This is a genomic window from Massilia aerilata (assembly GCF_042656905.1).
Lineage (GTDB): Bacteria > Pseudomonadota > Gammaproteobacteria > Burkholderiales > Burkholderiaceae_D > Telluria > Telluria aerilata.
On record NZ_JBHSMZ010000024.1, the window covers coordinates 99,353 to 113,493 of the forward strand.

Here is a 14,141-nt window from a genome sequence, read left to right on the forward strand (position 1 = left end):
AATCTCACCAATTGTCGCAATATACACTATTTACAATAATTGGTTAGTTCTTTTTGTTCCAAATCAGCCAGCGTGGGGACTTGAATCGAACAATACGCGCGTACAACCAAACGTAACTGATAATGAACAACAAACAGAAGAATATCAGAGCTCCGCTATTCCGCCAGAACACCGTTGCCGGGATAACCGCGGTCAATGAAAACAACCACAAGTAAGGCGAGGTGCGTGCATTCCGTTTCATCAGCGCGCGCGCTTCCTTGCGGCCCACGGTCCATTGGACGATACGGCGGAAAATCAGGCTATGCAGATGAATCCCATCGGGCATTGCCGGCGATTGTCCGCGCAAGAACATGCGCCTGTAAGCAGAAAAAATGGTTTCGAATGCCGGATAAATCAACAGTAATGCCGCATACCAGGTCGACACGCTGGGATTGCGCATCACCAGCAGCATGGCCAGTTCGCCCAGCATGAAACCGATGAAATAGGCGCCGCCGTCGCCGAGGAAAATCAGCCCGACCGGATAATTCCAGATGAGGAAACCGGCGGTCGCGCCGGCCACCGTCAATGCCGACACCAGTACGAACATGTCGCCCACCTGCCAGGCCACATAGGCCAGCGATACCAGCATGAAGATGGTGACCACGCTGGCCAGCCCATTGAAGCCGTCGATGATATTCACCGCATTCGCGATCCCGGCCACAGCCAGTACCGTCAGCGGCAGCACGATCCACGGCGAGACCAGGCTCCAGCTCATGAAGGGCATATCGAAGCGCGCGATTTTCGCATCGAGCACCAGATATCCGAGCAGGGCTGCAATCATGGTTAATACCAGGCGCCGCGAGGGCCGCACTTTGCCTGTATAGTCTTCGACGATTCCGCCGGCGAATGCAATCGACGAGCATACCAGCAGCGCCAGCAGCCAAAAACCGAGCGAGGGCTCGCGCCATACCGAAATTCCCGCACTGATGGCGACCGCCAGGAAAATCGGCAGCCCGCCTATCCTTGCGACATGGTGCGAATGCACCTTCTGGACACCATTGAAATTGTTGTCGAGCGCAGGACCGTGCAATTTCGAATGCTTGATGACCAGCAGGGTCAACAATGCAGAAGAGACAAAGCTCAGAAGGAATGAAAACATTTATTCTTTTTTAAATGCAATAACCGGCCACGCGCTTGATATGCATGCCGCGATAAATGTACCGGGCTGCCGGCTGCCGGCTGCCGGTTATTCGAACCACACCGCGGCAAGATGCCGTGATGCTGACGCATTGTACTGGATTAAGTGGCGTCTCCTGGAACCCAGCAGCTTACGTGCTCATGCCCGGTTGCGATTGACGAAGATCGGCATTTTCCCCGGCGTTGGCCGCCACGGCCCCGTTTTTTACATTTTGAAATGCCAAATATATTAGTATCGTCACATGATGAAAACTTATGTGATTGGCGACCTGCAGGGATGCGCCCATGAAGCCGGCCTCCTTCTGGAACGTATCGCCGCCGACGCGCATTCGATGGACGAAGCGCGCATCCTCTTCGTCGGCGACCTGATCAATCGTGGCCCGGCCTCGCTGACCGCGCTGCGGCGCATGAAGGCGCTGTCGGAAGCCAGCCAGGGCCGCGTCGAGGCCCTGCTCGGCAACCACGACCTGCACCTGCTGGCGGTGGCCGCCGGGGTCCAGAAGGCCAGCCGCTCGGATACCCTGGACGAGATCCTGGCCGCGCCCGACCTCGACGAATTGATCGCCTGGCTGCGACGGCGTCCGCTGGCGATGTTCGTCGATGCGCACCAAGAACCTTTCCCGGTAGGCGGGGGGAAGCGGATGGCGATGCCTGACGAGGCTGGGCAAGGCGCGAGGAGGCCGCATGGTAATCCATGCAACGACGAGCAACGCCGCCCAGGCTTGTCAGGCGCGCCAGACGCGACTCCCGCCTGCCGGGAAAGGTTCTTACTGGTGCATGCAGGGGTGCCGCCGCAGTGGAGCGCCGAGCAGACCATGCAGCTGGCCGGCGAGGTCGAGGCGGTGCTGCGCGGCGACGGCTGGGTCGACTTCCTGGCCCGGATGTACGGCAACGAGCCGGACCGCTGGGACGACGCCTTGACCGGCATCGACCGGCTGCGCTGCATCGTCAACGCCCTCACCCGCATGCGCCTGTGCGACCCTGGCGGCCGCATGGACTTCCTGCACAAGGAAAGCGACAAGGGACCGGAAGGGTCCGACCTGCTGCCCTGGTTCGACGTGCCGGGCCGCCGCACGGCCGATGTGACCGTGGTGTTCGGGCACTGGTCGGCGCTGGGCCTGGTGCTGCGGCCGAATCTGGTGGGACTGGACAGCGGCTGCGTGTGGGGCGGGAAGCTGACGGCGGTGTGCCTGGATGACCGGACCTTGTTGCAGGTGGATTGCCCGGAATACCAGCCGCACAGCGGCAAAAAATAGCCGCCGTCGTTCCCGCGAAGGCGGGAACCCAGGTTTGCACGCGTTTCGTTCGCTCAGGCCGAACTTGGATCCCCGCCTTCGCGGGGACGACGAGCTACCAGCGCCTTGCCAATCGCATCATGCGCCGCACTGGCCAACTCCCGCCGGTGCGCCCCCGCGGCCTCGATCGGCGCCAGACAGGCCAGGCGGGCGCGTACCGGTTCGCCGCCGATGATGCGGAAGATGCTGTCCACGAAGGTGGTCTCGCCGGTGTAGTCGACCGCCGGATGCCAGCCGCCGGCGCCGTCGAGATAGGACAGCGCATACGGCTGCACCGGCACCCTGGCGTCGATCGCCGCCTCGAACAGGTTGGCGTGGAAGGGCAGCAGGCTGCCCTGGCTGGACGTGGTCCCTTCCGGGAAGAAGGCCACGCGCTGGTGCTGGGCCAGGGCGTCCACCAGTCCCTTGAAGATGTGGCGCAGGTCGCGCCGGCTGCCGCGCGCGATGAACACGGTGCCGGCCTGCGCCACCAGCCAGCCGAGCACCGGCCAGGCGCGGATCTCGGCCTTGGCCACGAAACGGCAGGGATGCAGGGCATTGATGACGAAGATGTCGAGCCAGGAGATGTGGTTCGACACGATCAGCGCGTGCTGCAGCGGCGCGGCGCCGTCGACGCGTTCGACCTGCACCCGGCAGATGCGCAGCAGCTTCGCCGACCAGCGCCGCACCAGGCGCTCGCGCAGCGCCGCGCCGGCCCAGGGGAAGACCAGCGCGCAGGTCAGGAGGCCTTGCAGCAGGTGGAGGATCAGGCGCGTGAGGCGCCAGCCGAGCCGGATGTTCACCGCCCGACTGTCACGATCAACGCTGCCAGGCCAGGTGGCCGGCGACCACGGTCGCCCGCACCTGCCCGGTCAGCTCGTAGCCGAGGAAGGGCGTGTGCTTGCCCTGGCTGGCCAGCGCGGCGGGCGCCACCAGCCAGCGCGCCTGCGGATCGAAGACCACCACGTCGGCGCTGGCGCCCACCGACAGCGTGCCCGCCGGCAGGCCGGCCGTGCGCGCCGGCTGGTGGGTGATCTTGCCGATCGCGCGCGGCAGCGCGTCCGCGTGGTCGTGCTGCTCTTCCGCCCACTTCAGCATCAGGGACAGCAGCAGCTCCAGGCCGGTGGCGCCGGGCGAGGCTTCGGCGAAGGGCAGCAGCTTCTCGTCGTCGTCGACCGGCGTGTGGTCCGAGCAGACGGCGTCGATCGTCCCATCCAGCAGCGCCGCGCGGATCGCCTCGCGGTCGCGCTGGCTGCGCAGCGGCGGCGTCAGGCGCGCGTTGGGGTCGAAGAAGCCGATGTCGGCGTCGGTCATGTGCAGGTGGTGCACGCCGACGTCGCAAGTGACCGGCAGTCCCTCTTTCTTGGCGGCGCGGATCAGCTCCAGCGCCGCGCCGGACGAGATGCGGCACAGGTGCACGCGCGCGCCCGATGCGCGCATCAGTTCGAAGATGGTGTGCAGGGCGATGGTCTCGGACATCACCGGCACGCCCGACAGGCCCAGGCGCGAGGCCAGCGGGCCTGCATGGGCGACGCCGCCGAAACCGATATACGGATCCTGCGGGCGCAGCCAGACAGTGTAGCCGAAGGTCTTCGCATACTGCAGGGCGCGCAGCAGCACGGTGGTGTCGGTGATCGGCGACTCGGCCTGGGCGAAGCCGATGCAGCCGGCCTCGGTCAGCTCGGCCATCTCGGTCAGGGCCTTGCCCTTCAGGCCGACGGTCAGCGCGCCGAGCGGATGCACGTTGGCCTGGTTCAGGATGCGCGCGCGGTGCTTGAGCATCTCGACCAGGCCCGGTTCGTCGAGCACCGGGTCGGTGTCGGGCGGGCAGACCAGGGTGGTCACGCCGCCCTGCACCGCCGCCTGCATCTCCGATTCCAGGGTCGCCTTGTATTCGTAGCCCGGCTCGCGCAGGCGCGCCGACAGGTCGACCAGGCCGGGCGCGACCACCAGGCCGGCGGCGTCGATGCTGCGCTCGGCCTCGAAGCCCGCGGGGGCGCTGCCCAAGGCGGCGATCTTGCCGTTGGCGATGTAGAGGTCCTGGACGGCGTCGATGCCGTTGGCGGGATCGATCACCCGTCCGTTCTTGATATGCAAATTGATCATGCGTGGCTTCCTGCCAGAATACTCATCACCGCCATCCGCGTGGCGATACCGAAGGTCACCTGCGGCAGGATCACCGCCTGCGCGCCGTCGGCCACCTTTGAATCGATCTCGACGCCGCGGTTGATGGGACCCGGGTGCATCACGATCGCGCCCGGCGCCGCCAGCGCCAACCGCTCGGGCGTCAGGCCGTAGCTCTTGAAGTACTCGCCGGCCGAAGGCAGCAGCGCGCCCGACATGCGTTCGTTCTGCAGGCGCAGCATGATGATCACGTCGACGTCCTTCAGGCCCTCGTCGATGTTCGTGAACACGCGCACGCCCATCTGTTCCAGGCCGCCAGGCAGCAGGGTGTGCGGGCCGATCGCGCGCACTTCCGGCACGCCCAGCGTGGTCAGCGCGTGGATGTCCGAACGCGCCACGCGGCTGTGCAGGATGTCGCCGACGATCGCCACGCGCAGGTTGGTGAAGTCCTTTTTGTAGTGACGGATGGTGTACATGTCGAGCAGGCCCTGGGTCGGGTGCGCATGGCGCCCGTCGCCGGCGTTCACCACGTGCACGTGGTTCTGCCTGGTGTCGTTCAGGTGCTTGGCGATCAGGTAGGGGGCGCCGGACTGCGAATGGCGCACCACGAACATGTCGGCATGCATGGCCGCCAGGTTGTCGATGGTGTCGAGCAGGGACTCGCCCTTCGAGGTCGAGGAAGCCGCGATGTTCAGGTTGATGACGTCGGCCGACAGGCGCTTGGAGGCGATCTCGAAGGTGGTGCGGGTGCGGGTCGAGTTCTCGAAGAACAGGTTGAACACGCTCTTGCCGCGCATCAGAGGCACCTTCTTGACTTCGCGGTCGGAGATGCTCACGAAGCTCGAGGCGGTGTCGAGGATGTGGTTGATGATGGACTTGGGCAGGCCTTCGATGGTGAGAAGGTGCTGCAGCTCGCCGTTCTTGTTGAGTTGCGGGTTATGCATTGTCGTCTTCGATCGTGAGCGAGAGTTGGCCGGCGGCGTCGCGCGACAGGGCCAGCGACTGGCCCGGCTGGACGGCGGCCTGGGTGCCGGCGAAATCGGCCGCGACCGGCAGTTCGCGTCCGCCACGGTCGGCCAGCGCAGCCAGCATGATACGCTGCGGACGGCCGTAGTCGAACAGCACGTTGATCGCGGCGCGCACCGTGCGGCCGGTTTCCAGCACGTCGTCGACCAGCAGGATGGTGGCGCTGTCGACGGCGAAGTCGATGCGGGTCGGCTTCACGTCCGGATGCAGGCCCTTCTTCGCGTAGTCGTCGCGGTAGAAGGAGACGTCGATGAAGCCCAGGCGCTTCTGGAGGCCGAGGTCGGCGGCGAGGCGCTCGGCCAGCCAGGCGCCGCCCGAATGGATGCCGACGATGGCGGCGTCGGGCACGCCGGCAAGCCCGGCGCGCACCTGCTCGAGCAGGCTGCGGTACAGCGCCTCGGCGTCGTAGCCGCCGGAAGTATCAATAGGAGTTGGCATGGTCGTCAAAGTATTGTTGCAAAATGATGGCGGCGGCCTTGGCGTCGATGATCTCGCCGCGCTTGGCGGGGATCACCGCGGACGAGTAGCGCTCGTCGACCAGCTCGACGGGCAGGCTGAAGCGGCCGTGCAGTTGATTGGCGAAGCGGCGCGCACGCAGGGTCATGTCATGCTCGGCGCCGTCGGGATGGCGCGGCTCGCCGACCACGAGGCGCGTGGGCTTCCACTGCTCGATGAGTTCACCGATGAACTTGAAGCGGGTCGCATTGTCGACGGCCTTGATGACGGACAGGGGCTGTGCCTGGCCGGTCAGCGTGTTGCCCATCGCGATACCGATGCGCTTCACGCCGAAGTCGAATCCGAAAACGATCTCTACCATTACAGGGACACGATCCCCTCACGCATGGCCGGCCTCGGTGGCAAGCATTAAAGGATCGATGCCCAGCAGCTTGATGGCGGCGGTGTAGCGTTCCTCGATCGGCAGGTCGAACAGCACGCGGGCGTCGGCGCCCACGGTAAGCCAGCCGTTGCGGCCGATTTCCTCTTCCAGCTGGCCCGGGCTCCAGCCGGCATAGCCGATCGAGACCAGCATGCGCTGCGGGCCGGTGCCGTTGGCGACGGCTTCCAGCACGTCGATCGAGGTGGTGAAGGCGACGTCGTCGGTGACGCTGAGCGAGGACGAATAACGGCCGCCCGGCGAATGCAGCACGAAGCCGCGGTCGTCCTGCACCGGGCCGCCGAACATGATCGGTTCGTCGACCACATTGGGACGCAGGGTGTCGGTGACTTTCAGGTCGATGCGGTCGAACAGCACGTCCATCGTCATGTCGGTCGGTTTGTTGATGACGACGCCGAGCACGCCCTTGTCGTTGTGTTCGCAGATATACACGACCGTACCGCCGAAGATCGGGTCATTCATCGACGGCATGGCAATCAGGAAATGATTTGCCAGGTTCAACTCGGACTTGACCGGTTGCAGTTGCATGATGCTCGCGGGCGCCTCCTGGGGCATCCCGGGCATGCTTAGAGGCTTGCCGACCTTACTTTTCTTCATACGCATACTCTCTGTTGGCTCACTCTCTCGACCGCTGGTGGTCCACACGATAAGCTTGGGTTTTTCGCTAGTTTACACCCATTTGCTTACGCGGCCATGAAGGCGCCGTCTTCCGCGCCCCAGTCGAAGGAATGGTAGACAGTAAAATGCCCAACTGCATTGACTCCGCACACAAAAGATGACTCTGAGAAACTCTCTGGTCTGGTTCCGGCGCGACCTGCGCCTCGACGACCATACCGCCCTGCATCATGCGCTGCGTTCGTCCGATCGCGTTTACTGCGCTTTTGTGTTCGATACCGACATCCTGGCCGGCCTGCCGCGCGACGATCGCCGCGTGCAGTTCATCCATGCCAGTCTGCAAGAGCTGGATAAGCGATTGCGTGAATGGGGAGCTTACCTGATCGTGCGCCATGGGCGCGCCGCAGACGAGATCGTGGATCTGGCCGCCGAGCTGGAGGCGGAATCGGTATTCGCCAACCACGACTACGAGCCCGGCGCCATCGCCCGCGACCGCGAAGTCCAGCAGCGCCTGCGCGAGGCCGGGCGCAGCCTGCAGAGCTTCAAGGACCAGGTGGTCTTCGAAAAGGACGAGGTGCTGACCCTGGCCGGCGGCCCCTTCTCCGTCTTCACGCCCTACAAGAACGCCTGGCTCAAGCGCCTGGCGGCCCACCCGGAAGCGATCGAGGCATTCGAGACGGCGCCCTGGGCCAAGTCGCTGGCGCCCGCGCCCGCCGGGCATGCGCTGCCGGCGCTGGAAGCGCTCGGCTTCGTTCCGCATGCGGCGCCCATCGCCCCCAGCGGCATGTCAGGCGCCCTGCAGCTGCTGGACGCCTTCCTGCAGCGCATCGACGACTACCGCACGGCGCGCGACTTCCCTGCCCTCGACAGCACCTCGCGCCTGTCCGTGCACCTGCGCTTCGGTACGCTCTCCATCCGCAGCCTGGTGCGCCTGCTGCGCGAACGCGCCGATAATGGAAAAGACGGCGCCGCGACCTGGCTGTCGGAACTGATCTGGCGCGAGTTCTACATGATGATCCTGCAGCGCCATCCGCGCGTGGCGACCCAGTCCTTCAAGGCCGCGTTCGACAAAGTGCGCTGGGAAGAAGGACCAGAGGCCGACGCAGCCTTTACGGCCTGGTGCGAGGGCCGTACCGGCTATCCGCTGGTGGACGCCGCGATGGCGCAGCTGAACGAGAGCGGCTTCATGCACAATCGCCTGCGCATGGTGACGGCCAGCTTCCTGACCAAGGACCTGGGGATTTCATGGCTGCGCGGCGAGCGTTATTTCGCGGCGCGGCTGAACGATTACGAACTGTCGTCGAATAATGGCGGCTGGCAGTGGGCGGCATCGACCGGCTGCGACGCCCAGCCCTGGTTCCGCATCTTCAACCCGGTCACGCAGTCGAAGCGCTTCGACCCGGACGGCGCCTTCATCCGCCACTGGCTGCCGCAGCTGGCCGGTCTGGAAGGGCCGGCCATCCATGCGCCGTGGCTGGCCAAGCCGGCCGTGCTGGAACGCGCCGGCCTGGTGCCGGGCCGCGATTACCCACTGCCCATCGTCGACCACGAGCAGGCGCGCGAGCGCACGCTGGCCCGCTTCGGCGCCCTACGCGAGTAGTCCGCCAATCGCGGCGAGCAGCACCTCTTCCTGGAAAGGCTTGCCGAAGTAGGCATCCACGCCCAGCCCCAGCGCGTAGTTGCGGTGCTTGTCGGCCGTGCGCGAGGTGATCATGATGATCGGGATGCCCTGGGTCGCTTCGTTGCCGCGCACGTTGCGGGTCAGGTCGAAGCCATCCATGCGCGGCATCTCGATATCGACCAGCATCAGGTCCGGGCGCGTCTCGGCGGCCTGGACCTGTTCCAGCGCGTCGACGCCATCCTTGGCCAGCAGCACCCGATAGCCCTCGCGCTCCAGCAGGCGCTGGGTCACGCGGCGCACGGTCAGCGAATCGTCGACCACCATGATGGTCGCGCGATGCGCCGGCGCGGCCGCCGCCTCCACCTGCGACGGCACCGGCGGCAGGCCGTGGGCCGGCAGCAGCAGCGGGTTCAGGATCAGCACGATCTCGCCCGAACCCAGCACGGTGGCGCCGGCGATGCCCGGCATGCGCGCCAGCTGCGGGCCGACGTTCTTGATCACGACCTCGCGGTTGCCCTGCACCTCGTCGACCTGCAGCGCCAGGCGATGCGCGCCGCTGCCCAGCACCAGCACCGGGAAGGAGCGCGCGCCTCCTGGACCGCCAGGCTCGTTCAGCAGTTCGGGCAGGTAGCGTAGCGGCACCGCTTCGCCCTGCACCTGGAGCGCGCCGGCGGCACGTGCGGCGGCCAGCTCGGCCTCGCGCACCTGCAGTACCTGCCCGACCAGGTTGGCCGGCAGCGCATAGGTCCTGGCGCCGCTGGCCACCAGCACGACCTGGTTGACGGCCAGGGTCAGCGGCAGGTGGATGCTGAAGGTGGCGCCGCGGCCAGGCTCGCTGGCCACCTCGACGCGCCCGCCCAGCGCGCGCGCCTCGGAGCGCACCACGTCCATGCCGACGCCGCGGCCGGCCAGTTCGGTCAGCGCATCGGCCGTCGAAAAGCCCGGCTCGAAGATCAGTTCCGCCACCTCGGCATCCGCAACCTGCGCGCCGGCGCCGAGCAGGCCGAGGGCCTCGCCCTTGGCGCGGATGCGCCCGAGATCGAGGCCGGCGCCGTCGTCGCTGAAGCGGATCTGCACCTCGTTGCCCTGCTGGCTGACCTGCACCAGCAGCTCGCCGGTTTCTTCCTTGCCGCTGTCCACGCGCCGTGCGCGCGGCTCGACGCCGTGCACGATGGCGTTGCGCAACAGGTGTTCGAAGGGCGCCGCCATCCGTTCCAGCACGCTGCGGTCGATTTCGACCGCGCTGCCGCGGATGTCCAGGCTGACCCGTTTATCCGTCTCCTTGGCGGTCTGGCGCGCCACCCGGAACAGGCGCTCGGACAGGCTCGCGAACGGCACCATCCGCGCCCGCATCAGGTCGCGCTGCAGCTCGCGCGTCAGGCGCGACTGCGAGGACAGGTCCTCGACCGCGGAATCCACCGTGCGGCTCAGGCCTTCGTGGAAGGACGCGACGTCGTTCACGCTCTCCGCCATCATGCGGGTCAGTTCCTGCAGGCGCGTGAAACGGTCGAATTCGAGCGGATCGAATTCGCGCTCGCCGGCGATCGACAGGCGCGAGGCGATCTGCGACTCGGCCTGCATCTCGACTTCGCGCAGCTGGCGGCGCAGGCGTCCGAGGTTGTCCGAGAAGTCGGCCAGCGCCGATTTCAGGGAGCCGACCTGGGTCTCGAGCTTGGAGCGCGTGATCGACACTTCGCCGGCCTGGTTGACCAGCCGGTCGAGGATGTCGGCGCGCACGCGCACCAGCGGCGCGCGCACATCCTGCTGGCGGCGGTCGTGCTGGGGCGCCTCCGCACCCGGCGCCGGCGCGGCAGCGGGCGCCGCCTGTTCCGGCTGGGCGCCCGGCTGCTGCAGCTGTTCGAACAGCAGCAGCGCCTGGTCGTAGTTGGCCAGCAGTTCGTCGAAGGCCGCCGGGCTGGTGGTGCCGGCGTGCAGCATGTTCTCGATCTGGGTTTCCAGCGCATGCGTATGCTGGCCCAGGCGCATCGCGCCGGCCATGCGCGCGCTGCCCTTCACCGTGTGCAGGGCGCGCAGCAGGCCGTGGGCGACGGCGTTGGCGGCCGGGTCCTGCTGCCACTGGCGCAGGTCCTTGCCGATCTGCGGCAGCAGGTCGGACGCTTCTTCCATGAAGACCGGCAGCAGGTCCGGATCCAGCTCGTCGGTGAAGACGGGCTCGGTGGCCAGCACGGGTTCGGCGACGGTGTCGAGTTCCGGTTCAGGTTCGAGTTCCAGTTCGGGCTCGAATTCCGGTGCCGGTTCGACTTCCAGCACGGGTTCGGGCGCCGACGCCGGCGCGAATGCAGGTTCGGCTTCGACCGCGGGTTCCGCTTCCGGTGCTTCCGGCGCCGGCGGCGGCGCCACCGCCTGCTCCAGGCTGGGCGCGGCAAAGGGATCGTCGAAATAGGTATCGAACAGGTCGTCGACGGCGGCCACGGCCGGGTCGACCGGCTGCGGCTCGGCGGCGCGCAAGCCACTGGCCGGCCCTTCATCCGCCGAAGGCACGGGCAGCGGGCCGGCCGGCAGCGGCGGGTCGGCCAGGATGCTGTCGTAGGTGGCGGCGAACAGCGCGTCCAGGCGCTGGGCCAGCTCGGCGTCGGCGCCGTCGAATACGCTGTCGGCCTTCTTGCGTCCCAGTTCGTCGCGCAGGCCCTGCAGGCGCGCCAGCAGTTCCGGCTGCGCCGGCGCCAGCTCGCCCAGCGAGAACACCTGGCGCATGATGCGCACGCGCTCCACGGTTTCGTCGAGCAGCTGGTGCTGCTCCTCGCTCAGCGGCGGCGTCGCCACCTGCAGCGCCTCCTCCAGCGCAAATGCGATCTCGCGCAGCGCATGGAAGCCGACCGTGGCCGAGGTGCCGCCCAGGGTGTGCGAAGCCTTCAGCGCCTGCGCCGACACGCCGCGCAACGCTTCCTCGCGCCATTCGGCGAAGTCGCGCGCCAGGGCATCGATCAGGTCCTCGGTCTCGCCCAGGTAGATGTTATACAGCGGCAGCGGAATCTCGAGCCCGCCGATGCGCTTGAGGTTCTCTTCGGCCAGCGGGAAGGCGACCACGTTCGGCGGCAAGGGCGCGTCAAGCGCCTCCGCCGCGGCGCCGATGTCGGCCACCGGTTCGACGGTGTCCGGCTGCGGCGCTTCGGCGGCTTCCGGCTGCGGCTCGACTGCCGGCTCTTTCATCGCGAAGACCCCGCCCTCCTGCACCTGCGCGGCAGCGGCAATCAAGGCCTCGCCGCTGCGCGCCGGGCCGGCCCCCGCGGCCAGTTCATCCACCCAGGCGGACAAATCGGCATGCGCGCGGTCCAGCAGCGCCAGCAGGTCGGGCGTGGCGGCACGCGATTCGGCCAGCCACTGGTTCATGGTCTTTTCGATGGCGGCGGCGGCCGACGCGAATTCGTCCAGGCCGACCATGCGGCCGCTGCCCTTCAGGGTGTGGAAGGAACGGCGGATGCGGGTGAGCGTCTCCTGGCTGTCCGGATTGGCATGCGCGGCCGGCAGGGTCCCGGCGACCACGCCCAGCACTTCCTGGGCTTCGCTGATGAAGATCTCCAGCAGCTCGGCTTCGATGGCGGCGTCGCCCTGCTCCACGGGCGCATCGGCGGCCGGCGCAGGCGGTATGACCGACTCTGGCTCGGCCATCGCGACTGGCGCGTCAACCGGCGGCACGACCTCGTCCGCCACCTCGGCAACAGCATCGAAAGGCAGCTCGCGGAACAGTCCCTCGCCGGCATCGAAGCGGAAGCGGCGGCGCGCGGTTTCGGTGTTCTGCGCCAGCGCATCGATGAAGAAACCGAGCGCGCCCACGTTCCGGGCCAGGTTTTCCAGAATCCGGGCGCGGGTGGCGTCGTCCTGCCCGCCGCCGGCCAGCTCGCGCACGCGTTCGCGTACCCACGCGCACGCGCGGGTGGCCTGGTCCTGGTCGAGGATGGACAGGGCGCCGGCAAGCTGGTGCAGCAGCGGGTCGGCCTGTTCCAGCGCGTCGACCCGGGCCGGATTCTCATCGTATTCGTCGACCAGCTTCTCGACCTGGCGCAGGCCGGTGCGGATCTCGCCCGCCAGCACGGCCACGGTCTGGCCCTGCTGCAGCTCGCGCGCCAGGTCGCCCTGCCAGACCGGCGCCTCGGGCGGGTTTTCGCCCTGGGCCAGGGCCAGCAGGCGCTGGCCGACGGCTTCGGCGTGCTGGCCGAAATCCTCGGGCAGCTGGCGCACCTGGTCGAGCCCGTGCTCGACGAACAGCATCGCCGCCGCCATCTCCATGCTGAACTGGTCGCTGCGGCCGCCGGTCACGGCCTGGCGCGCCGCCTCGCCCAGTTCGCGCAGCAGGTGGGCCAGTTCGGGCGCGCCCAGCTTTTCGCTGGCGCCGGCCAGCTTCGCCAGGGCGCCGTCGAAATCGGCTTCCTGCTCGGGTGCGCCTTCGCCGGCAATGCGGCCCCAGCCTTCCTTGGTCCGGGCCAGCGCCTCCTTCGCATCCTTCAGCGCTTCGCGGTCGATGCGGCCGTAGCGGCGTTCCAGATAATCGTGCGGCGCCTGGCCTTCGAGGCCGTAGGCGTCGCGCAGCAGGCGCGCGTCTGGCGTCGGCTCTGCCGCCTGGGCGACGAAGAACAGGGCGTCGCGCAGCATCGCCTCGGGCAGGCTCGCATGCCCCTGCACCATGCGCCGCAGCTGCAGGTTGATCTGGCCGAGCAGCTGTTTCAGATAGATGTCGCTGGCCAGCTGGCCATGCGCGGCCAGGTCGGCCACGGCCTGCATCGCCAGCCAGAAGGCGTAGGCGCGCGGCTCGCGCTGGGCGCGCGCGATCGGCGCCAGGGCCTCGCGCAATTCACCGGCGGCGTCCGGGCTGCCGCTCTTCAGGAAGGGCAGCAGCGCTTTTTCGAAGCGCGCGCGGCAGGCCGCCAGGTCGGGCGCTTGCTCATCCCACGCCGGCGGCGCCAGCGCCGCGCCAGGATTCAACACCAGCATCTCGCCCGGATGCACGCGCTCCGCGCCCAGCAGTTCCTGCAGCGCGCGGTAGTAAGGGAACAGGCGCACCGGCTGCTGCTGCCCGCCGCCGAGCAGCTCTTCCAGGTACTCGACCAGCGCCTGGTAAGCCTCGCCCACCGCCGAGGCATGCTCGCCCGTCAGCGCCAGCGAGCCGTCCTTGAAGCGGTCCAGCGCCTTTTCGGCGGCGCCGGTCAGGCGGTCGACGCCCTCCACGTCCACCATTTGCAGCGCGCCGTGGGCCTGGTGCAAATGGGTCTTGGCGTGCAGCAGCAGCGTCGGCTGCGCTTCCGCGCTGCGCCCCGCCGCATCCTGCAGCGCCTTGGCCGAGCGCTCGAGGGCGTCGCGGATCTCGCCGATCACCCAGGACAGGGGACCGGTGTCGAAGGGGGCCGTGGACGTGGACTGGATCGAAGGCAGGGACGAAGAGTGGGTCATGGAT

10 protein-coding genes are annotated in these 14,141 nt (G+C 67.5%); 2 read left to right on the forward strand and 8 right to left on the reverse strand.

Features of this window, described 5'->3' with window-relative positions; genetic code table 11:
- Nucleotides 1–43 precede the first annotated feature (43 nt).
- Nucleotides 44–1,138: an MraY family glycosyltransferase gene (locus tag ACFPO9_RS23895; RefSeq protein ID WP_379775870.1), complete on the reverse strand. Its 1,095-nt coding sequence runs from the start codon at nucleotides 1,136–1,138 to the stop codon at nucleotides 44–46.
- A gap of 283 nt (nucleotides 1,139–1,421) precedes the next feature.
- On the opposite strand from ACFPO9_RS23895, the gene ACFPO9_RS23900 reads away from it, so the two are divergent.
- The gene (locus ACFPO9_RS23900) at nucleotides 1,422–2,432 is read left to right on the forward strand and encodes a symmetrical bis(5'-nucleosyl)-tetraphosphatase (RefSeq protein WP_379776548.1); all 1,011 of its coding nucleotides are present in this window, start codon (nucleotides 1,422–1,424) and stop codon (nucleotides 2,430–2,432) included.
- A gap of 53 nt (nucleotides 2,433–2,485) precedes the next feature.
- On the opposite strand, the gene ACFPO9_RS23905 is transcribed toward ACFPO9_RS23900, so the two are convergent.
- Genes ACFPO9_RS23905 through ACFPO9_RS23930 form a run of 6 tightly spaced genes read right to left on the reverse strand, consistent with a single transcriptional unit; the run spans nucleotide 2,486 to nucleotide 7,050 of the window.
- On the reverse strand, nucleotides 2,486–3,253 hold the full coding sequence (locus tag ACFPO9_RS23905) for a lysophospholipid acyltransferase family protein (protein WP_379775873.1): 768 nt from the start codon (nucleotides 3,251–3,253) through the stop codon (nucleotides 2,486–2,488).
- A gap of 16 nt (nucleotides 3,254–3,269) precedes the next feature.
- Entirely contained in the window at nucleotides 3,270–4,553 is a 1,284-nt protein-coding gene (locus ACFPO9_RS23910; protein ID WP_379776551.1) for a dihydroorotase, read from the reverse strand.
- On the reverse strand, nucleotides 4,553–5,518 hold the full coding sequence (locus tag ACFPO9_RS23915) for an aspartate carbamoyltransferase catalytic subunit (protein ID WP_379775876.1): 966 nt from the start codon (nucleotides 5,516–5,518) through the stop codon (nucleotides 4,553–4,555). Before ACFPO9_RS23915 ends, ACFPO9_RS23910 begins: the two co-directional genes overlap by 1 nt.
- On the reverse strand, nucleotides 5,511–6,038 hold the full coding sequence (gene pyrR / locus ACFPO9_RS23920) for a bifunctional pyr operon transcriptional regulator/uracil phosphoribosyltransferase PyrR (protein WP_379775879.1): 528 nt from the start codon (nucleotides 6,036–6,038) through the stop codon (nucleotides 5,511–5,513). The genes ACFPO9_RS23915 and pyrR overlap by 8 nt, the downstream gene beginning before the upstream one ends.
- Nucleotides 6,022–6,417: a Holliday junction resolvase RuvX gene (ruvX, locus tag ACFPO9_RS23925; RefSeq protein WP_379775882.1), complete on the reverse strand. Its 396-nt coding sequence runs from the start codon at nucleotides 6,415–6,417 to the stop codon at nucleotides 6,022–6,024. Before ruvX ends, pyrR begins: the two co-directional genes overlap by 17 nt.
- An 18-nt stretch (nucleotides 6,418–6,435) precedes the next feature.
- Nucleotides 6,436–7,050: a YqgE/AlgH family protein gene (locus ACFPO9_RS23930; RefSeq protein ID WP_379776554.1), complete on the reverse strand. Its 615-nt coding sequence runs from the start codon at nucleotides 7,048–7,050 to the stop codon at nucleotides 6,436–6,438.
- Between the two features lie 220 nt (nucleotides 7,051–7,270).
- Here ACFPO9_RS23930 and ACFPO9_RS23935 point away from each other — a divergent pair, with 220 nt between their 5' ends.
- Nucleotides 7,271–8,710 carry a cryptochrome/photolyase family protein gene (locus ACFPO9_RS23935; protein ID WP_379775885.1) on the forward strand — a complete coding sequence of 480 codons (1,440 nt, stop codon included), beginning with the start codon at nucleotides 7,271–7,273 and terminating at the stop codon, nucleotides 8,708–8,710.
- Here ACFPO9_RS23935 and ACFPO9_RS23940 read toward each other — a convergent pair.
- Nucleotides 8,699–14,137 carry a hybrid sensor histidine kinase/response regulator gene (locus ACFPO9_RS23940; protein WP_379775888.1) on the reverse strand — a complete coding sequence of 1,813 codons (5,439 nt, stop codon included), beginning with the start codon at nucleotides 14,135–14,137 and terminating at the stop codon, nucleotides 8,699–8,701. The two genes, ACFPO9_RS23935 and ACFPO9_RS23940, sit on opposite strands and share 12 nt — an antisense overlap.
- Between the last annotated feature and the right edge of the window lie 4 nt (nucleotides 14,138–14,141).